The organism is Candidatus Aquicultor sp., assembly GCA_036504445.1.
Taxonomy (GTDB): Bacteria; Actinomycetota; Aquicultoria; order Aquicultorales; family Aquicultoraceae; genus DASXVE01.
Window position 1 is genome coordinate 45,001 of the sequence record DASXVE010000010.1, and the last position, 20,471, is coordinate 65,471.

Genomic DNA, 20,471 nt, shown 5'->3' on the forward strand with positions numbered 1-20,471 from the left:
AAGGTTCCCTCAGACTGGTTGGCAATCAGTCGCAGAGTGTAAGGGCACAAGGGAGCTTAACTGCGAGACGTACATGTCGAGCAGGTGCGAAAGCAGGACCTAGTGATCCGGCGGTTCCGAGTGGAAGGGCCGTCGCTCAACGGATAAAAGGTACTCCGGGGATAACAGGCTGATCCCGCCCAAGAGTCCACATCGACGGCGGGGTTTGGCACCTCGATGTCGGCTCATCGCATCCTGGGGCTGAAGTAGGTCCCAAGGGTTCGTCTGTTCGCCGATTAAAGCGGTACGCGAGCTGGGTTCAGAACGTCGTGAGACAGTTCGGTCCCTATCTTCTGCAGGCGTAGGAAATTTGAAGGGAGTCGTCCCTAGTACGAGAGGACCGGGATGAACTGACCTCTAGTGTACCAGTTGTCATGCCAATGGCATTGCTGGGTAGCTATGTCGGGAATGGATAACCGCTGAAAGCATCTAAGCGGGAAGCCAACCCTAAGATGAGATTTCCCACTCTTAATTGAGTTAAGACCCCAGGTAGACTACCTGGTTGATAGGCCGTAGGTGTAAAGGCAGTAATGTCATAGCCGAGCGGTACTAATTGGTCGAGGACTTGATTGTTACTTGACTGAAGCTGTGTAGTTCTTAAAGTTCAATAGGTGAGATTGAACTTTGTGCGAACGAGCGAAGCTCGGGAGCACTAAGTTTACCCCGTGAGGGGAGCTAAACGTGTGAGAAACATTAAACAAATGTTTCTATTAGACTAAATGTTTAATGTTTCGAGCGTGAGACCTCTCGAGAGGCCTCAGGTTTAAGGGTTCATGGATCCATGGCTTGGAAATTTAAGTGAAGAAGTAAGCTTAAAGTAAGAGCCTTGAACCATGAGCGCTTAAGTAAAATACCGAAATGTGGTATAATAAAGTTTAGTTTATTAGTTTACATTTTCGGTGGCAATAGCGAGGGGGAAACACCCGTTCCCATTCCGAACACGGAAGTAAAGCCCCTCAGCGCCGATGGTACTGCTCTGGCGACGGGGTGGGAGAGTAGGACGCCGCCGATCCTATAAGGGGTTCAAGTTATTCACTTGAACCCCTTTCCTTTTATTAAAGTTAAAAGCCTTATGCGAATAGCATAAGGCTTTTTCCTATTTATAGGGAAAAGCGGGAGTTAAAGTGAAGAGACTAAACGGCAATTCCGAGTGCAGCCAAATTCCTTATATTATAATGGACGCATATTAAAACATAATGAATATAGGCGATGAAGAGATGTTAAGGTATTGAGGCACAGATTATGAAGAAATATTTCTTCATAATCTGTGCCTGCTATTAGTATCGGTCTTGTAGCGCTATTGTTGATGGGTTACGTAGCTCTCAAGGTTAGCAACGCGAGAAGCTTCCAATTATTTGGTGCGTAGATACAGATAAGAAGGGTAGTCGCGCTCACATTTGATGACGCACCTGGGGCGGAGACCCGAGCTGTTTTAAAAGAGCTCGATCGTTATGGGGTAAAGGTCACGTTCTTTGCGATCGGTTGGGCGATGGAGAAGTATCCGAATGAAGCACAAAGCATTTTTGATGACGGCCATGAAACCGGTAATCACACATACTCTCATAATAGAACGGTGTTTAAAACGCCGGCGTTCATTCAAAGCGAGATAGAGCGAACGGATAAGCTCATCAGAGATATCGGTTATCAGGGAAGCATCTATTTCCGCCCGCCGAACGGAAAGAAGCTGATCTTGCTGCCATGGTATTTAAGGCAGCACAACAGGTGCACTGTCATGTGGGATATCGAGCCGAATTCGTATCCTGAAATAAACGCAGACGCTAAGAAGATTGTCGATTATACAGTTTCGCACACCAAGCCCGGTTCGATCATTCTTCTACACCCATTTGGTAACGGGAGCAGAAAGACACGCGAAGCAATTCCGGGAATTGTATCTGCGCTTCAAAAACGAGGATATACCTTTGTAATCATATCCGAGCTGCTTGCTTTTAATGAGAAATAGTTTTGAACAGGGAGGAACTCTGTTGTATTTGATTTGGGGAGATGCGTCTCTTCACTTAATATACATAAACCATAGAGCCGACCGGCATGGCATCATACACATATTTAGAATCCGCAATCGGGATGCGCACACAGCCGTGTGAGGCGGGGTAAGGTGGCACGCTTTCATACCCATGTACCGCGACACCGCCATAAAAGAAGCTGCTCCAATACATCCAGACGCCGTGCTCGGTTGAGAAAAACTTATATCCGGGCTTCCAGTCAACCTGGGATTTGATGTTGGGGGTCGTATATCCGGGCTTACCTGTCGAAGCTGTCAAGATCGTATCCACGGTTCCTTTCTTAACAACTAACAGTATCTGCAAAGCTTTATTGACTTCAACACGCGTATCGCTGTAGCGTGCGGCTATAGTCTTGGGATTGGCCAACGCTTTTGCGGTCGCCGTGCCGATAACACCATCTTGCGGTAGGCGATTCACTTTCTGAAACGCCACCACAGCATAATACGTGTGCTGACCAAAGTTACCATCGGCCGCACCAGGTGAATAGTGAAGTTGCGCCAGACGGCGTTGCAGAGCTGTGACATCCGCGCCGCGCATGCCAAGCTTCAGCGTTTTCTGCTTAGCTGGAGTAGTAGTTGGGGCTGAGGCAGACGTCTGAGCTTCAATATTATTAACCGGGGCTGATGCAAACGGCTGAGCTACGGTTTGGCTTTGCGGTTGGGGTGATGATGGCGCGGTCGCCGGGGTCTTTATCCAGAATATAATAAACAGTGTTAATGCTGCTACAAGTGGAATAAATCGCGTGTTGTTTAACCGACTACAGCTGCTTGGTACGTTCATTTTCGCACCTCGGTTTCTCAAGAATGTGAGATGGCTATTCTGTACTTGCGTTATCCCCGTGTTGTAGATGTTTTATACAAAGCAGCTTATTGCGATTGGTGAAGCCGGTTCAGAATGTTGTCTGCCGTCATAAAGTCAGGCTATCTAGCTAACCCATCATACTCGTTGCCTCCTTAATGGTGTGCTTGCCATAAAGCACTAGCTTGATGACGTACAGTCATGCCCGGTCCTGCTTAGTGTCGCCGTATTCATAGTGACATTTTCTCTGATCAGCTTCGAGGTGACATTATCACAGACCAATTGCACTTGCTTACATAATTATTGACAAAATAGTATGGTTATGCTATACTACCATACCCTTCAATAATATGATATATACATATAGTGGCATAACGAAGGAGCTGTTTAAAACAGCTGGATTTGCCATTATTCAATATATACACATTAAGAGGAGGAATTGAATGCAAGCAAACCAAGTTAGCATTACGGCATTGATAACCGCTTATGCTCGCGCCTACCACGCTACGCATGCCGACCCAAAGATCTTCGATGATTTTCTTGCCCATGGGTTTTTTACGGAGGAAGAGCGCACGTTCTTCGGGCATAATCTGGCGGAGTCTCTCGCGTTTTTTGATCCCGAACTTGCAGCGTCATGCCCCGATGAGGAGAGTGCTTTGGCGTCGGTAATGCGGATTCAAAGCGCACCGACAACGATCAGCCGCGGGCGTTACACCGAAGATAGTCTTGAAGCTGCAATTAAACAGGGTGTGAAGCAATATGTGATTCTCGGTGCGGGAATGGATACCTTTGCATTTCGCAAACCCGAATTGGTTAACCAGCTTGAGGTGTTTGAGGTCGATCAGGCTAGCACCCAAGACTTTAAACGCCAGCGCCTGGCCGAGCTTGGTTGGGATATTCCCGAGCAGCTTCACTTCGTGCCGGTTGATTTCACGAAAGAAAGTTTAGAGATGGCCCTTGCGAGCACATCATACGATCCGCAGGCTTTAAGTTTCTTTAGCTGGCTCGGTGTTACATTCTATCTGACCCGGGAAGTTGTTTTCGATACCTTGCGCACAATTACCAACGTCGCTTCCACGGGCAGTACGCTCATCTTTGATTATTTGGACACCGACGCTTTTATCCCTGAGAAAGCATCTAAAATTACGCAAAAAACCCTGGAGATCGTGCGGCGGGCGGGCGAGCCGATGAAAGCGGCCTTTGACCCACGCACGCTAGGCGCAGAGCTTGCGGGTGTAGCTTTATGTTTCAATGAGAACTTGAGCCCGGACGATCTTGAAGAACGCTATTTCAAGGGACGCACCGACGGTTATCACGCAGCTCCACACACGCACTTTGCACAAGCAGTGGTCGTATAACCGGCCGCAGCCGATAACGGTGCGTATTGTGCGTCATGTACAAACCTGCCGCCTAAGACTATCGACAATATACTATACATGCAAACGTGTGCCTGATGCTAATGACCGTGGCTATAAGTTTGGTTTCGACGCAATAAAAGGGCCTGCCGTGAAAACCGGCAGGCCCTTTCTGTTTAATAGATGGTGTGTGTTTTCTTACGGCATCATTGAATCGAGCGGGCCGATGGCTTCCGCTCTCGTAACCGTAGCGTTCGGATTAAAGTTGCCGCTCGAATCGGCGTTCATGGTTCCGGCCTTGGTTACGGCGCCTATGAAACCCTTTGCCCACGATGAGCCAACATCTTTGAGCGTGCTTGCAACCGATGGCAATTTGCGTATCACGGCGACGACCTTTGCGACCTCAGCCCTCGTGATCGAGTTATTTGGCTTGAACAGGCCGTTGGGATAACCAATCATTATGCTAAGTGATTTTAGCTTTTCGATGTACGGGAATGTCCGGTACTTAGCATCGACGTCCTTAAACGATGATGCACTTGTCGTGTTAAGTTTGCCGCCCACGATAAAGTACACGGCCTTCGCAAACTCCGCTCTGGGAATGGCTTTATCCGGATGGAACTTGCCATCGGCGGGTATTGTAAATGCACCACGGTTGATGAGCTTCAGAAGCTGCTGCTTATATGTGGCGTTAGCCGGTATATCCGTTGGGAGTTTTGCGGTAGTGCTTGTTGACGCAAGTGTAGCTTCAACCTGATTGGAGGCTGCACTTTCATTTCCCGCTTTATCGATGGCAGTGACGTAGTACATATACGTCACATCGGCTTGCGCGGTCTTATCTTGATACGTTGTTGACGTGACGGTCGACGTGTTTATCTTCGACGCTGTCGCGGTCGACTCTTTCACCTTCCGGTAGACGTTGTATCCGGTGACGCTTGTGTCCGTGCTCGCGCTCCATGAGAGTGCGAGCATGCCTGAGTTTGAGGTTACCTTCAGGTTCTGCGGCGCGGCAACGGTCACTGTATTTGTCTGTGTGGTAAAACTCAAAGTAAATGCTGTTGCGAGAGCCGCTCCCGCTGTACTTTCTATGGAAGTCGCCGGAATGGATAGCGTATATTTCGTATGTGCGGCCAGATCCGTTGTCGGGTCGATTGACAGAGTTTTGCCGCTGATGAGCTTGGTAATGGTTACCGCAGTTGCGGTCGTGTTGCTGCTACCCGAATATAAAGATATGCCGCCGTAGGCCGTCGTCGTGCCCTCGTGAATGTCCGTACTAAAAGTCACCGTCACCGTTTTATTGCGTGCTACGTTGGTCGAGTTGTTGGAAGGGTCGGTGCCGGTAACGGTTGGAGCACCCGACACGGCCGGTGGATTTTCGGTGGTCGATGACACATTTGTAGTAAAGCTCGACTGAGCAGAACCCTTGTTGCCAGCCCTATCGGTTGCCTCGACTATGAGGGTGTGGCTGCCGCTGGAAAGCGCACTTAGTTTCTCTCCGGCTTTCGTATTGACAACCGCACTATCGACCTTCACCGTGACGACAGTATCCGATTCGTTGACCGAATAGCAGAGCAGTGGTGAGGCCGTCGTCGTAGTGCTTCCGTTGAGCGGGCAGTTTATGGTAACCGCCGATGTCTTCGTATCAACCGCGAAGACAGACCTGGCGGAGCTGCCGTTACCTGCGGCATCTACAGCCCTGACCTCTACGGTATGAGCGCCATCGGCAAGCGGGCCGAGTTTCTCGCCGGAAGTCTTAATTGCGGTCGCCGTGTTATCTACTAAAACAGTAATCGTGCCGCTTTCGTTGACACTAAAGACGAGTTGCGGAGTAGCGGTCGCTATGACGGTGTTGTTTGCCGGCGATGTAATGGTGCCGGTCGGCGCCACAGTGTCTTTATATACCGTCTTGGTAGTTGCCGCGCTATTTCCACCGTTGCTTTGCGCATGCGCACTAAACGTCACCGTACCATCTTTTAACGTTGAGAGGTTAAATGTTTTGCTAAAAGTTCCCGACGCTGTCGCAGAGGTGCCTTCGGATACCTTCGATCCTGATGAATCTATGGCGTCGATAAATATTGTTGTGCTGGCCTCTGCGGTACCGGTCACGGCAAAAGCCGATGCGTTGCCCGAATTGATCAGCGGTATTCGCCCGATCACCGGAGAGGCGGGAACAGCCAATGCGGCTACTTTTCCGGCATCCGAGACTGTGGGCACTGTTACCGTGGGGGTGGTCGCGCTCCCCGCCGCCTGACTTAAATCCGGGGGCTCTGGAATATCGGTTAGAGCAAAAACAGTTACCGGATTGATTGCTAAAAGCAAACCGAGTACGATAATCACCGCAATAGATTTCGCTCGATGCAGCTTATTAAATGACATGCACATCCCCTCCTTTTTCGTTGCTAAATCTAAATCGATACTGCGTTAAATCTATATAAAACCGTAGGTATATATATGACTTAAGGCATTACGTGCAAGCCCTTGCTGCAGTATAAAAACAAAAACCCGGCCCTCGCTAAAGGAGGGTCCGGTGTGGTTCTAGCCTTTGTATACCCAAGCAGCCATAAAATATGTCTGGCTTTATACCGTTCTTTATGAAGCGATCCGGCAATATAAGCTTTCGGCCACGATCTATGATAGCTGTCCACCCTATTATACCGATAAGAAGTATACAAATGCAATATTATGGTAGCATAGCATTCGCTTGTCTAGCATGCGACCTAGGGGCAGCCACAATTATAGTGTTACCAGCGGGTATCGTAATGCAGAAAGTAGTATCCCGGTATATCAATTAAACAATAATTTGTTGCTTAAACATACATAATGTGCAGTTTAGGGGAATATATATAATGGATACGATTAACGTCACAGAAACATGGTTTCTAGACCTATAACGGTGTTCTGACGCAGATGATAAACAAATGAGACACACCTGTAGAACGTTGGGACGGATGGCTGAATAAGCCTTACTATGGAGGTGTGTGAAATGTTAGAGTCGCTTGCCATTATCGCTGTAGTTATTCTCTTATGCGTGCTTTATTGGCGCATGCTCAAAGACGAACTCGCAGACGTCCGGAGAAAAGATGCAGCCGGACCCTCACGGGGAGCGAATATCAAAGACGGCCAACCGGATGGCGATGGAGCCGTGCTGATACCCGCAGACTCTGCCCAGGCTCAACCGGTTGTGGTCGCCGGACGCATACATAAGTGGCTTGGGGGTAGCGGTATTTCAATCGGGTCAACGGGGCGCAAACGATTGCGCGTAGGCACGAACAGGCCATACGGTGATGCAAGCGATGCCGCCCAACACAAGAAAATTGATGACTATGTCGAAGGGCAACAAAAGCACATCGTTCCTGTCGCGATGATGAAATCTTTGATTGATACAACGGATGAGGCGTGGCGCCCGTTTATGATAACCGCATGCTACACGGGCATGAAGGTAAGCGAATTGTTTGGTCTCATGTGGGAGGATGTCGACTTTAAAGGATCTAAAATACGAGTTCATCGTACATATTTTCACGGCCGGTTCCACGACCCCGAGCCTGTGACACTAAAACGGTCTATTATTGTGCCGCCTGAAGTAATTGAAGTGCTCAAAGAACATCAGAAAAACCAGGAGGCGAATAAGATTCAATCTTCGCATTACTTTGTGTTTACAAACTCAGTCGGAGACCCGCTTGAGCTACGCTCTTTGCTTAATAATATGTTTATACCGCTAGTAAGCCGTATGAACATGGATTATCTTAAATTTGGCGATCTCAGGTATAGTTACGCGACTGCGCTAGCTGCTGCTGGAGAGCAAGCTGATTTCATCAGGAAGCAGCTCGGAGACCCGACAATTGATAAGGCGGTCTATAGTGAATCGCTACCGAAGGGTGTCGAGAAGGCCGTCGGTAAGAAACTCTCTTCGATTTTTCGGTTAAGCGCGGCGCAGCCGGAAGAGGCAGCATAACAGCCAACCCTAGTACAAATTTGATGCGAGGAGACCTGCTAATGCCGAACCTGAATGAGCCGACTTTTACACGGGGGCGCTACACGCAAATCATTGAGCAGCTAAGCGATCTTGCAAAGCGAGGCTATAGCCTACCATGGATTAACGAGGACGGCATTACGCCCCTCAATAAATTGATTCTTGCGGAGCTTATCAATCTTAAGGCTGTTCCGGGCAGCATCGAATGTTTGCGCGAGCTTGAGGAGCAACACGGTATCGAGCATGCGAAGATTTTATCTGCAGCAAACGAAGTGCTGCCGCAGGGTGAATTCCTGCAAACCTTTAATTTCTGCAAAGCAGCGATAAAAGCACTCGAAAACGAGATTATACAGCAGGCGGAGACAGACCCAGAGCGAGCCGAAGTTTTACTGGCACGCTATGCCGGGTGCGTGCTGCGCGAACGCGGTTGCCATGTCGAATCTATTAACGATCTGATGACCGTTCTATATAACATCGACACAATGTATTGCGGTTGTTCAAGCTCGCGCGTTACGTGTCTGCTCAATATTATAAAGGCGTGGAAATCGGGCCTGATGTGCGGCGTTATGGAAGAGTGCTGTCGCGTACAAGAGAAATTCGCCGGCAAAGCTCAGACCGCCTGCGGTGATTTCCACGCTACCATTAACAAACTATCGGTTCTTTATGGCGAGATCCAGACGATAAAGAGCAACCTCAATGGAACTCCAGAGGATTTTACACATGATGGTTTAAAAGAACATGCCATACGCTTACAAGCAGCTTGCAGTAGCCTGGCGGGCATTATCAATAGGGCTACGTCTTTTAATGATAAGCACGATGGTGATACGGGCATTGCCGCGTAGCAATAAAGGGTAGTGCCGTCATACTATGGAGCGAACGTATAATATGTTTACAATCCGGAACCCTCGGGAAGAAAAGTCGAGGGAGGTAGATAGATGAAACTGTCAGGAAAACGAATCGCAATTGTTCTAGGGGATAACTTCAACGCAGATGTATACCACCACCTCCGAAGTTGCTTGCAAGGTGCTGGTGCGACGGTTCTGGTCGCGGCTTCAAACGCGGACAAGGAGCTTATTGATAACAGGGGAAGGGAACTTCTTCAGCCGAACCTGAAGTTAGACGATATCCAAGATCTTGCCTTTGACGTGCTCATCCTGAGCGACGGGTCAGTATCGGATGATCTTCGCTCTAATAACGAGTTTCACGAGCTAATCCGGCACGCTCATGGAGCCGGTTTGATTATTGGCACGATCGATTTGAGCGCCAGGTACTTGATCGACGCCGGCATAGCGGCGACACATTCGCTTACGGCGTCGCCTGAGTTGCGCTACGAACTTGAAGTGCACGGTGCCGAGTACGAGAACGAGCCCGTTTGGGTTGACGGCAATTTGATCTCCGGTAGGCTGCATGACGATATACAAGCTTTTTGCGATGTGCTCGTTGATGAGATATCACTCGAAGAGGCGGCATAAGTTGCTACCATCGCCGGCTATGTGGAGCAGCAGCTAGCAGAAACGGCTCGTGATGAGAAACGCATTCGTGACGAGATCACCGATTTGCTCTTGCAGCCTGGCATGATACCATTACGGATATGAAAGAATCTTCAGAGCGTGCGGCAATTGTGATTATGGCAAAGCGACCGGTCCCTGGGAATGTTAAGACCAGGCTTAGCCCCCCGCTTACTCTCGATGATGCCGCCCGCCTATATGCGTGCTTTCTTCAAGATACGATCGACAAGGTGAACTCTATACTGCATGTCGTGAGATACCTTGCCTTAGACATAGTTGTGGCCGGGCGAGCGGATGAAAACGCAACCGAACCGGCTTACAAAGATACAGCTATGTCGATTGAAGATGAAATGTTAAATAATTTAGGGTTAAACACTATAGTTTTGCCTCGTTCGTTGCGAATAATATCGCAAGGTGAGGGCAGCCTCGGCGACAGGCTTCAGAACGTGGGGGGCAGGCTCGCACCTTCCTTCGACAAACTCCTGTTCATTGGGGCCGATTCTCCCGACGTTCCAGCCGGTTTTGTAGAGCAAGCGATAGGCAAGCTTGATGCCAGTAGCGTTGTCATAGGCCCGAGCGACGATGGCGGCTATTATCTCATCGGCATGCGGGACGCACCTGGTACAGCGAATGTGTTCAAAGACATCCATTGGTCTACCGATGTGGTGTACAAGCAAACGTTAGCGCGAATAAGCACGGCAGGTTTATCTGTAGATATCATTCCTGCCTGGTACGATGTTGATGAAATATCCGAGCTGCATAAGCTTGCCATGCATCTTAAAGATGCTGCAAATGACGCACCCGCTACTGCTGCTTTTCTTGCGGAATACTTACTTTCAAAAAACTTCTAATGCAGCTGGCTTGTAAGCAATACCGGTGGCAAAAGTGAGTAATTCCCTGCTATCAATGGATTTCCGCATGTCAACAAGTAATCCGAAGCTTGACGCTGTAATGATTGAATAATAATATAGTTAATATAAGTCATGCTAAGATAGTGCAAAAGGTACGATTTAGTTCCTTTCGACCTTAGCGTTGTTTGTATCGTAAGAGTCCAAGCGTAGAACTGGTGAAGAAACAAGTTTTGTATGGTTGAGTGTGTGGAAAAACTTTCAAATGTAACGCAAAAAAGACCGTCCAGGTTAAGCGCGCTTATTAAAACCGCAGTGAGTGCATTACTTATAGCGGCGTTGCTCTACAAATCCGATTTGAACCAATATGTCGAGCTTATAAAGAACTCATCCCCGGTTTATCTGCTCGTAGCGCTGGTGCTTACTGTTGCATCAATAGTGCTGAGCGCTTACAAGTGGCAGCTTCTCGTTATGGCACAGGGGTTTACGGTTCCGCTTCGGAGTCTCACATCATCCTATTTCGTTGGTTTATTCTTTAATAACTTCATGCCGACCAGTATCGGCGGCGATGTCGTGCGGGTATACGATCTTAGAAAAATGATTGCGGATGGGCCGGCTGCCGCAGCCTCAGTTGTAGCCGAACGTGTTTTAGCGGCATTCACGCTAGGCCTTATTGTTCTCGGTGGCGTCCTGGTATCTGCGGATTCGGTTGCCAGGTATAAACCGCTCATAATAGTTTTCGTTCTGCTCTGCACTTTGCTTTTATTAGCCGTTCTCTCCGCTCACAGATTTGGTGCGGTATTAGCCCGATTTGAATCGTCGGTTGTGCGCAAGCTAAAAGAAACCGCCGACTCGATGCGGGTTTGTGTCGATCATAAGCCGACGCTCGTACAAGTGCTTATATATTCGCTGGTATTTCAGCTCACGGTAGTTGCAATCAACATATTTATTATCAAAGCGCTTGGGCTAACGGTGCCGTACGGATTCGTACTTTTGTTTATTCCCATCATCTCTGCGATCACAATGCTTCCGATCTCGCTGAACGGGCTCGGGGTACGCGAAGCGATGTATGTGTATTTCTTTTCCCAGGTCGGTCTTTCGACCGAGGAATCGATTACAATATCGATCTTTTTCTTTATAATTGTGACTTTAGTCAGTTTAATTGGGGGCATCATCTTTGCTGTTCGGAAGTAGGAAGAAACTAAAGATAGCTGTGGCTGCCGATTTAGGTGATGCTAATCAATCATCGCCTGCCGTGGGCGATCTCGCGCGCCGGTACTTTGATCAAGGATACAATTGCGCGCAGTCGGTGCTCTTGTCGACGGCTGACATGCTGGGTGTGGATGTCCCGCTCGCCATGGTTAAGGGTGCGGCTTCGTTTACGGGCGGCGTCGGTAAATCGGGCTGCATATGCGGGGCGCTCGTTGGCGCGTCACTTATCTTAGGTGTGATATCGGTAAGCGACACCAAGCCCCAGAAAGGCAAGAAGGCGCTCGATTTAACCGGGCAGTTTCACGATATTTTCAAAGCGAATTTTAGATCGACATGTTGCCGGGTTCTAAGAAAAGACAGGACGTTTAAGGACAAAGACGCCGACCTACGCTGCAAAGAACTAACCGCACGCACGGCCGAGCTCTTAATCGACATGCTAAACGAAGTACACGGAACCAGGAATACGTGATAGGTGTACAGGTTGCCGTCAGAACAGGTTTATCTATGATATCGATCATCGTTCCCGTTCTAAATGAAGAAGAGGCGATTCCCGGTTTTATAAACCAGCTTCACGAGCAGGATTACCAGGAATTTGAGCTGATCATCGCTGATGGCGGTAGTAGGGATCGCACTGTCGCGGTTGCCGGCTCACGGCTTTCGATAGAGCGGCATCCGATAGATATGACGGTTATCCATGCCCCAAAAGGGCGGGCATGGCAGATGAACGTCGGTGCGAAAGAAGCCCATGGCGAGATATTGCTGTTCTTGCATGCGGATACGTACCTGCCCCAAGGCGCTTTGCGGGCGTTGGAAGAAGCGGTGCAGCAGGACAGTAGAGTTACCGGCGGCCGGTTTAAGGTAAAGCTTGATAACAAGGGGCTTGCCTTTCGGATCGTGGGATCGATGATTAACGTACGCGATCGTATTTTCGGTGGGTTTACGGGCGACCAGGCGATCTTTGTTAGAAAAGACGTGTTTGAAGAGATCGGGGGCTTCAGGGAAATTGAACTCTGCGAAGACCTCGATATGGCGCAAGCGCTCAAGAAAAAGGGTGGCGTCATTAGAATACCGCTATGCGTGACCACGGCAGCCCGTCGCTGGGAGAAAAGCGGTATCGTGCGAACGATTCTATTAATGTGGATAATTCGCGTGCTGTTCTACGCCGGCATATCGCCGGTCCGGCTCGCGCAGATATATGCAGATGTACGCTAGCAAGGAGGAAACATTGAGCGTTTGCGGACAAGAACTATCAAAAATAAAGCTGGAACGAACAAATCTTGATATTTTGCAGGTTAATCTAGGTATGGTGTGTAACCAGGCGTGCGTCCACTGTCATCATAACGCAGGGCCGGGCCGCACCGAGATGATGTCGGCGCAAACCAGTCGAAAGGTACTTGAGTTCTTTAGGAATAGTAGTATTCCGACGCTCGAGTTAACCGGTGGTGCGCCGGAGCTAAACCCAAACTTCAAAGACATGATACGCAGGGCACGATCGATCGATAGACGCGTGGTTGTACGCTCGAACCTAACCGTCTTGTTTGAAGACGGCATGGAAGGTCTGCCGAGCTATTACGCTGACAATAACGTCGAACTGGTATGCTCCATGCCATGCTACTTGAAGCAAAACGTCAACGCGCAGCGGGGTAACGGCGCGTATGAAAAGAGCATCAAAGCGTTACGGATGCTTAACGAGCTGGGCTATGGCATTGAGGGTTCATCGTTGAAGCTCAACCTCGTATACAATCCGGGCGGTGCGTTTTTACCGGGCGATCAGTGCATGCTCGATGGTGCCTACCACGAGAATTTACGGGATATGCATGGCATTGATTTCAATATCCTTTATACTATCTCTAATATGCCGATTGGAAGGTTTGCGCAGCGGTTACGGGATGCAGGCGAGTACGACGACTACATGACAGCGCTCAAAGACAGTGCAAATATACAGCTGCTCAACAATGCAATGTGCCGTAGCCTTATAAGTATCGGCTGGGGCGGCTACGTCTACGATTGCGATTTCAACCAGGCGCTTAGCCTTACGATGGGCGGTACGGGCAAGAGGCTTTGGGAACTCTCGCCGGATGAGCTACAAGAAACGCCGATCGTGCTTGGTGAGCACTGTTACGGATGTATCGCGGGTAATGGAAGCAGCTGTACCGGCAGCTTAAACTAGGAGATGATACAGTGTTAGGCGTTATCACCGGCTCCGGCTTATATGATTTACCGGGTCTCGAACTGAAAGAACAAAAGGTTGTGCGAACACCCTTTGGCGGCGCGCCGGTAAGCGTGGGGTCTTTAGGCGGTAAATCCGTTGCGTTTATTGCGCGACACGGCAGAGGTCACGCGCTTCTCCCGAACACGATCAACTACCGCGCGAACATCTTTGCGCTGAAAGAAACCGGCGTACGCGCCATAGTCGCCACTTCGGTCGTGGGAGTGGTCGACAAAAGCATGTCGTTGGGCACCATCGTGTTCTTTGATGACATATATTTTATGGATAACAGGCTCCCAAACGGGGAGATATGCACAGTTTTTACCCAACCGTCGCAGGCAGGGCGGGCTCACTATATATTTGCCTCGCCGTTTTCGAGCACGCTGCGAGAAGTCGCGCAAACCGTTGCTCGTAATGCCTGCATCTCGCATAGAACGTTGGGCATCTACGGCCATGTCAACGGGCCGCGCTTTAATTCACGCGCTGAAACAAGCCAGCTTAAAGCGCTCGGCGTTACGGCGATAAGCCAAACATGCGGACCGGAGGCCGTTCTGGCAGGCGAACTCGAGATACCATATCTGCTGATTGGGTTTGGAATCGACTATGCGAACGGTGTGAGCGATGCACCGACACCCATCGAAGTACTCGATGCAAATCTGAAGCTCGGATCGCAGGTTATGCCGGTGCTTATTAAGGGAATTGTTTCCGCTACCGATGTCGATACCATATCCGCAGAAGGATTCCTCTACCGGTTTGAGTAGCCTTGCAGTGCTTGGCCGCACCGATCAAGCACTCGGTATCCTTATCAGGGGCGGTAAAAAGATACTGTTGCCGTCAAGATATCCTTCATCGCCCGAGCCGGTGTATAATTAGTATCGAAACACCCGGAGGAGGGAGATATGGAAAATAGCTATGACTATGCCGGCCTGGTAAGGCGGGCCGTCGCGTTCATGATAGATCTTCTGCTTATTATAGTATTCTTGAGGATCGTATATTTCCGGCCGAATACATTTTCCGGCATAATCGATTTTCGCATGCTCAGCATCGCAGTTCTTATTGTCGTTTATGAGACGCTGCTAATCTACTATCTTGGTGCGACCATCGGGAAACTTGCAGTGGGAGTAACCGTTATCGATGCGGCGACGAGCGAGCGACCTTCACCGACCCAGTGCATAATACGACCGTTCGCCAAAATTGCCTTCGCGATATGGACGATCAATAACACATTTCTAATCTTCATTGCGTTCGCATTTTCCGTTCTTAACATTGCGAAGTCGCAAGCAGATAGCGAGCATCGTTCCATTCATGACATAGCTGCACGCACGTTGGTTGTGCGATCGCGGTCTATTTCGGCATAGCAATAACCATAAGCCGCTTTGTAGTTGTTTCAAACGGCATGCAGGTAAGCAGAGTCAGCTGCTCGTGCTTGGTCTGTTTGTAGAGGTCTGGATCATCAGCCTTGAACGTTCTCTGTGTTTTGACTACATAGCGGTGCACCTGGCCTTTATATGCAACCAGGATATCATCGCCTTTGGTGAGCTCATCTAATGAACCAAATGTGGTTTGCGGTGTCCAGACAGCCGGGTCGTAATTGTGGCCGGCTATGATAGTGTTCTTGTTTTCACCGGGATATCCGCTGCCCGCTACGTGACCGACACCCATCTTTAAAAACTCTTTCGTAACCGCTGGCTGAACCGGAGAATCGACTTTGATTTTTGGAATCACGATCCAGAAATGACCCCGTTCGAGGACAATCGGGTTAATCTGCGGCGCGGGTGCGAATGCGGCATAGACCCGCGGCCAATAAAGTGATACGAGAAGGACGGCACCGGCCAAAAGCATTACGGCACCGGCGATAGTGCGGGTTGTCATACGTAGTCGTAGTTTCTTTTCAGTAGGTGCCGTGCTCTTTTTCTTGGATATGTTGCTGGTTGGCTTGTTCTTTGGTTTCTGTTTAACCATGTACTAAATATAAGCGCTAGCTGTGCCCTTTACAATGGTTTTTATAAGCCCATTACCAGATCGCGAGTTTATTTGAGCAAAGCCCTGCAACCATATAGTTCGGCGCGCTTTATTGGTTGGGTTACGCCAATTCGGACACAAACCGGCTGGTTCATCATTTATAAGTACATACTAACCCGTACAATAATGTTTGATATAGGATTATCGTTCGTCTACAATACACCCATAGGCTTAATTATATAGTTTAGTAACTACCATCAAACCAGCAATATATTACCAGCAACAAATGTGAAGTGTGTTAGGTTGCGATGATCCCGGTCTTTATATGGTTACTTAGGACCACGGGGAGCGAATAGTAAAACCGACCCTTAGAGGCCGTTTTTTATTCATGCAGTCGGTATTTTTGCCGATAAACAATACAAAAGTAATAATTAGAGCAACAGTAGCTTGTAAAGATATAATGTAGGAGGCGGTCAAGTGAGTGTTTCAAACCATCGAACTTCAATAGGGGCGATAGGCAAAGGGACAAAGAGGATTATTATCGCCATTATTGCAATAATAGTAGTGGCGGTAATAGCGGTTGTAGCGTTTAAGTACATGGAGACCCAGCGTCAGGTCCAGTCAAAGGAATCGTATGAAAGCGGCATGAATGCTCTGCAAAGCGGTAATGCTGAAGATGCGATTATGCGGCTGGAAAAATCAGTGTCGCTTGACCCGAGCAACGATAAAGCTCATGTGAATCTTGCAAGGAGCTACACATCGGTCGGTAAGATTAAAGACGCCGAAAAAGAGTATCTTTCGAGTCTTAAGCTTAATCCAAAACAACCGGAAGCCGAGTACAACCTTGGTGTAATATACAAGAGCGAAAAGCAATACGATAAGGCTCTTGCTCACTTTGAGAATGCGAAGAAGCTTAGCCCAAGTCTGTACGCAGCAGATGTTCAGAAAGCTACTGTGTACCGGGAGATCGGCAAGTTTGATCAAGCGATTTCGGCGCTCTCACAAGTTATCAAGGCAAAACCATTTGGCGCTAACCTTGGCGATCTCTATGTGGATCTAGGTTTAGTGTATAAAGCAAAGGGCAGTCTGGCGCAAGCGAAGCAGCAGTGGCGACAAGCATTAAAAATCGATCCGACGAATGCACGAGCTAAAACGCTTTTGAGCGGCAAATAGAACAGTGATTGGCAAGTTAAAGGCGGTCTTACGGCCGTTTTTAACTATTAAATTTTACAATTTAGAAATATATTGATTAAAACCGCCGGTAGGCGCTATTCCCGTAATTAACGATGCTCGTACAGCAATACCACATGCTGTTACTGGATAATGCAAAAGATTGATAAATTATTAACTTATACTACATATGTTATTGACCGAAATACCACCAGGGGTTTATAATCTTTATAAGTGCTAAATTGCATAACATAGCAGCAACCATCGTAGATTATTCACAGCACGATATACTCCCATAAGGTTGCGATGATCCCGGTCTTTATATGGTTACTTATGGCCGTGGGGAGCGAATAGTAAAACCGACCTTGTTAGGTCGTTTTTTTATGTTCAAACTGGTTGATTAACTAGGGACTATCATAAGGGTGTGGTGACGATTATAGGCAAACGCAACAAAAGAAACGCCCCTCTACGTAGAACACATACAAAGAATTACTTGAAGATTTTTTTTGCTGCACTCGTGATTTTATTCGCATTCTTACCTATATCTTCCGCCTTAGCGACCGACGGTCGCCTTGTTTATGGAATTACTGGTAATACATCGCCTCAACTGCGAACCTGGACTGGTTCATCTAATACGTTTAGCACAGTCAGCGGTACCATAGCAGCAAATACGACTGCTAATTGGACCGTAACCCAATCCGCACCAGTTACCCGAACCGAAAACATCGTAGGCACCATCGCTAGTACGGGGCCTACCCTTTATATCCAACATTACGATAACTCCGCATGGACAAACGAATGGAACGTTACAGTTCCGACCGCAACCAAGCAATGCTTCGATATTGCATATGAAAACGTCACCGGTGATGCGTTGGTTGTGTATTCCACCGGTACAAATATGGCGTATCGGGTTTGGAACGGCACAAGCTGGACGGCTGCGGCAAATGTATTGTCAACCGCTGAAGCCAACAACATCGAGTGGGTCGAGCTTGTCGCAAAGCCGGCAAGCGACGAGATCTCGCTACTCTATGCGTATAATGATGGTACAACCGGCTATTCGCTTAAAGGCGTTACCTGGAGCGGTACCGCATGGAGTGCGAAGTCAGCAGTTCTCGAAGCCAATCTGTCGTATATAGGCACGACTTACGGTGTTACGAAGTCATTTGATGCCGTTTATCAGAACAGTGGTAATCTGATGGTCGTCTGGGGGAGAGGCGTCGGAACAGGCACGGTCACAGCCGGTACTGCTGCATATTACTGGCAAAGAACATCAGGCGCCGCGTGGCCGACCTCAACCCCGACTGTGACCGGCATGGGCACGTGGACCTATATACCGGTCACGATCTCTCTTGCTGCCGAACCGGGCACCAACTATATCGTAGTTGCCGGAGCTGCCCGTTCAACTACCTACGGTTTCTATGAATACGGCATATGGAACGGTTCGAGTTGGGCAAACGTAACCGGCGGCGCAACAGCGACCAGATTGAATTTAGCTTCTGTAGCCGCGGGAAGAATGCCGGTAGCAACAGGATGGAACTCAACCGGCGCTCTTGTCGTTTATGCAGGCAGAACAGCCAACTTAGTGTATTCCTCCTTTTGGACCAAGTCAACAGCATCGTGGGCGGCGGGAAGCTCCTGGACACCGACGGGTACAATGGGCAATATCGGCTCCGTTAAACTTCAAAAAGACCCCGGTCTCAATGTGCTGGTAGCGCTTATTGCCGATACCAACAATAACTTGTGGGGTAAATATTATAACGGTTCTTGGAATAACGGTGACGGGGGTACTGCGCTGGCAGCAGCGAATATCGGTACGCTTACAGGTACACCGTTTGATTTTACATATACACGGTTCTCCGACACTATTGCCCCGACAACGACCTTATCAACGAATCCCACAACACCGGACGGCACCAACGGCTGGTTTAAGAGCGCAACGACGATAACGCTGACTTCGTCCGAGCCGGGAACGACGTATTACCAATGGGATGGCACGGGTGGCGCATGGACAACATATGCCGGCCTATTTCCGGCGCTGGCAGGTAACCACACGCTCTACTATTACTCGAAAGATCTGTCTAATAATTCCGAGACGTATAAAAGCACAGCTATCAACGTCGATGTAACGGCGCCAACAACCCCCGCGCTTTCAAGTCCGGCCGATGCCGGGTACGTTAATAGTACAAGACCGACCCTCTCGTGGAGCGCGTCGACAGACGGGGGAAGCGGTATCGCGTATTATATCGTCAACGTTGATGGCGTGCAGGATCAAACAACCGCCGCAACATCGGTCCAGACGGCAGCAACCTTAACACAAGCTTCTCACACGTGGCAGATTATCGCCGTTGATAACGCGGGCAATCAGTCCACAGCATCAACTACGCAAACATTTACTGTAGACACGGCAAGCCCGACAACAATATTCAGCACCAGCCCGATAACCCCGGATGGTTCCAACGGCTGGTTTAAGAGCGCAACGACGATAACGCTGACTTCGTCCGAGCCGGGAACCACGTACTACCAGTGGGACGGCACCGGTGGTGCATGGACTACCTACAGCGCTCCATTTGCCGCGCTTGCAGGCAACCACACGCTTTATTTCTACTCAACGGATTCGGCGGGTAATGCTGAGACATACAAGAGCCAGGCCATCAACGTCGATGCGACGGCTCCAACAATACCATCGCTTACAACCCCAAATGATGCGAGCTTTGTAAACAATACGCTACCGGTGCTCTTGTGGGCTGTATCAACAGATGGGGGCAGCGGTATTGCATACTATAACGTAAACATCGACGGGTCGCTTAACCAGACGACAAGCGCAACTTCTGTCGCACCGAAAACCGCGCTTACTCAGGCTTCGCATACTTGGCAAATTATCGCCGTTGATAACGCAGGTAATCTCTCTGCGGCGTCAGCTACGAGAACATTTACCGTCGATACAACGAACCCGACGGCAGCCATTACTTCACCAGCCAATAGCTCGTACCCACAAGGCACGATCAATATAGTAGGTACCGCATCGGATACCAACTTCAATAATTATGTGCTCGAGTATGGCGCCGGAGCGGCACCTTCGAGCTGGACCAACATAACCACGTCCCCAACGGCGGTTACAAATAACACGCTCGGCTCGCTCAATACCGGGAGTCTCGGCAATGGTGACTATACGATTCGCTTAACGGTAACAGATAAAGCGAGCAACTCGACACAGACGACGGTTCTGATCCATGTCGATCACATCGCGCCGACAACGACACTTTCAACCAGCCCAATAACACCAGACGGCACCAACGGTTGGTTTAAATCGGCAACGACGATTACGCTTACCTCGTCCGAGCCGGGCACGACCTATTACCAATGGGATGGAACCGGCGGCGCA

At 49.1% G+C, this 20,471-nt stretch carries 17 protein-coding genes and 2 rRNA genes (1 of these 19 running past the window's edge); 16 read left to right on the forward strand and 3 right to left on the reverse strand.

Going from position 1 to position 20,471, the window contains the following annotated elements:
* The 3 genes from VGK02_01740 to VGK02_01750 all read left to right on the forward strand — a co-directional run.
* Positions 1-612 (forward strand): 23S ribosomal RNA (locus VGK02_01740); it begins 2,392 nt to the left of the window's first position.
* Positions 613-934: 322 nt separating this feature from the next.
* Positions 935-1,051 (forward strand): 5S ribosomal RNA (rrf, locus tag VGK02_01745).
* Positions 1,052-1,411: 360 nt separating this feature from the next.
* Positions 1,412-1,999 carry a polysaccharide deacetylase family protein gene (locus tag VGK02_01750; protein HEY3373769.1) on the forward strand — a complete coding sequence of 196 codons (588 nt, stop codon included), beginning with the start codon at positions 1,412-1,414 and terminating at the stop codon, positions 1,997-1,999.
* 55 nt (positions 2,000-2,054) lie between these two features.
* Here the strand turns inward: VGK02_01750 and VGK02_01755 are convergent, their stop codons facing one another.
* A complete protein-coding gene (locus tag VGK02_01755) occupies positions 2,055-2,840 on the reverse strand; it encodes a L,D-transpeptidase family protein (protein ID HEY3373770.1) in 786 nt (261 codons plus the stop codon).
* Positions 2,841-3,301: 461 nt separating this feature from the next.
* On the opposite strand from VGK02_01755, the gene VGK02_01760 reads away from it, so the two are divergent.
* Positions 3,302-4,216 (forward strand): class I SAM-dependent methyltransferase, encoded by a 915-nt coding sequence (locus VGK02_01760; GenBank protein ID HEY3373771.1) that lies wholly within the window; start codon positions 3,302-3,304, stop codon positions 4,214-4,216.
* A 195-nt stretch (positions 4,217-4,411) separates the two neighbouring features.
* Here the strand turns inward: VGK02_01760 and VGK02_01765 are convergent, their stop codons facing one another.
* Entirely contained in the window at positions 4,412-6,586 is a 2,175-nt protein-coding gene (locus VGK02_01765; GenBank protein HEY3373772.1) for an S-layer homology domain-containing protein, read from the reverse strand.
* A 607-nt stretch (positions 6,587-7,193) separates the two neighbouring features.
* Between VGK02_01765 and VGK02_01770 the strand changes: the two genes are divergently transcribed.
* The 10 genes from VGK02_01770 to VGK02_01815 all read left to right on the forward strand — a co-directional run bounded on the left by VGK02_01770 (position 7,194) and on the right by VGK02_01815 (position 15,315).
* Positions 7,194-8,162, forward strand: a complete 969-nt coding sequence (locus VGK02_01770; GenBank protein HEY3373773.1) for a tyrosine-type recombinase/integrase — start codon at positions 7,194-7,196, stop codon at positions 8,160-8,162.
* Between the two features lie 41 nt (positions 8,163-8,203).
* Complete coding sequence (locus tag VGK02_01775; protein ID HEY3373774.1) at positions 8,204-9,022, forward strand: hypothetical protein; 819 nt, start codon at positions 8,204-8,206, stop codon at positions 9,020-9,022.
* A gap of 93 nt (positions 9,023-9,115) precedes the next feature.
* On the forward strand, positions 9,116-9,652 hold the full coding sequence (locus tag VGK02_01780; GenBank protein HEY3373775.1) for a DJ-1/PfpI family protein: 537 nt from the start codon (positions 9,116-9,118) through the stop codon (positions 9,650-9,652).
* A 119-nt stretch (positions 9,653-9,771) separates the two neighbouring features.
* Positions 9,772-10,539 (forward strand): TIGR04282 family arsenosugar biosynthesis glycosyltransferase, encoded by a 768-nt coding sequence (locus VGK02_01785; GenBank protein HEY3373776.1) that lies wholly within the window; start codon positions 9,772-9,774, stop codon positions 10,537-10,539.
* A 246-nt stretch (positions 10,540-10,785) separates the two neighbouring features.
* Positions 10,786-11,730 (forward strand): lysylphosphatidylglycerol synthase transmembrane domain-containing protein, encoded by a 945-nt coding sequence (locus VGK02_01790; GenBank protein ID HEY3373777.1) that lies wholly within the window; start codon positions 10,786-10,788, stop codon positions 11,728-11,730.
* A complete protein-coding gene (locus VGK02_01795) occupies positions 11,714-12,217 on the forward strand; it encodes a C-GCAxxG-C-C family protein (GenBank protein HEY3373778.1) in 504 nt (167 codons plus the stop codon). The genes VGK02_01790 and VGK02_01795 overlap by 17 nt, the downstream gene beginning before the upstream one ends.
* 35 nt (positions 12,218-12,252) lie before the next feature.
* On the forward strand, positions 12,253-12,960 hold the full coding sequence (locus tag VGK02_01800) for a TIGR04283 family arsenosugar biosynthesis glycosyltransferase (protein ID HEY3373779.1): 708 nt from the start codon (positions 12,253-12,255) through the stop codon (positions 12,958-12,960).
* Between the two features lie 13 nt (positions 12,961-12,973).
* Positions 12,974-13,918 carry an arsenosugar biosynthesis radical SAM (seleno)protein ArsS gene (gene arsS, locus VGK02_01805; GenBank protein ID HEY3373780.1) on the forward strand — a complete coding sequence of 315 codons (945 nt, stop codon included), beginning with the start codon at positions 12,974-12,976 and terminating at the stop codon, positions 13,916-13,918.
* A gap of 11 nt (positions 13,919-13,929) precedes the next feature.
* Positions 13,930-14,718, forward strand: a complete 789-nt coding sequence (locus VGK02_01810; GenBank protein HEY3373781.1) for an MTAP family purine nucleoside phosphorylase — start codon at positions 13,930-13,932, stop codon at positions 14,716-14,718.
* Between the two features lie 138 nt (positions 14,719-14,856).
* On the forward strand, positions 14,857-15,315 hold the full coding sequence (locus VGK02_01815; protein HEY3373782.1) for an RDD family protein: 459 nt from the start codon (positions 14,857-14,859) through the stop codon (positions 15,313-15,315).
* On the opposite strand, the gene VGK02_01820 is transcribed toward VGK02_01815, so the two are convergent.
* Positions 15,302-15,919, reverse strand: coding sequence for a class D sortase (locus tag VGK02_01820; protein HEY3373783.1), 618 nt, complete (start codon positions 15,917-15,919; stop codon positions 15,302-15,304). The two genes, VGK02_01815 and VGK02_01820, sit on opposite strands and share 14 nt — an antisense overlap.
* 477 nt (positions 15,920-16,396) lie before the next feature.
* Here VGK02_01820 and VGK02_01825 point away from each other — a divergent pair, with 477 nt between their 5' ends.
* Positions 16,397-17,092, forward strand: coding sequence for a tetratricopeptide repeat protein (locus tag VGK02_01825; GenBank protein HEY3373784.1), 696 nt, complete (start codon positions 16,397-16,399; stop codon positions 17,090-17,092).
* 514 nt (positions 17,093-17,606) lie between these two features.
* Positions 17,607-20,471, forward strand: a 2,865-nt coding sequence (locus tag VGK02_01830) for a hypothetical protein (protein ID HEY3373785.1), incomplete at its 3' end; no start/stop codon positions are given.

What these genes read in the sequence shown, in the direction of transcription:
- VGK02_01820 (HEY3373783.1), bottom strand. Translation starts at nt 15,919, where the DNA reads ATGGTTAAACAGAAACCAAAGAACAAGCCAACCAGCAACATATCCAAG.
- VGK02_01770 (HEY3373773.1), top strand. Translation starts at nt 7,194, where the DNA reads ATGTTAGAGTCGCTTGCCATTATCGCTGTAGTTATTCTCTTATGCGTG.
- VGK02_01785 (HEY3373776.1), top strand. Translation starts at nt 9,772, where the DNA reads ATGAAAGAATCTTCAGAGCGTGCGGCAATTGTGATTATGGCAAAGCGA.
- VGK02_01800 (HEY3373779.1), top strand. Translation starts at nt 12,253, where the DNA reads ATGATATCGATCATCGTTCCCGTTCTAAATGAAGAAGAGGCGATTCCC.
- VGK02_01765 (HEY3373772.1), bottom strand. Translation starts at nt 6,586, where the DNA reads ATGTCATTTAATAAGCTGCATCGAGCGAAATCTATTGCGGTGATTATC.
- VGK02_01755 (HEY3373770.1), bottom strand. Translation starts at nt 2,840, where the DNA reads ATGAACGTACCAAGCAGCTGTAGTCGGTTAAACAACACGCGATTTATT.
- VGK02_01815 (HEY3373782.1), top strand. Translation starts at nt 14,857, where the DNA reads ATGGAAAATAGCTATGACTATGCCGGCCTGGTAAGGCGGGCCGTCGCG.
- VGK02_01760 (HEY3373771.1), top strand. Translation starts at nt 3,302, where the DNA reads ATGCAAGCAAACCAAGTTAGCATTACGGCATTGATAACCGCTTATGCT.
- VGK02_01780 (HEY3373775.1), top strand. Translation starts at nt 9,116, where the DNA reads ATGAAACTGTCAGGAAAACGAATCGCAATTGTTCTAGGGGATAACTTC.
- VGK02_01775 (HEY3373774.1), top strand. Translation starts at nt 8,204, where the DNA reads ATGCCGAACCTGAATGAGCCGACTTTTACACGGGGGCGCTACACGCAA.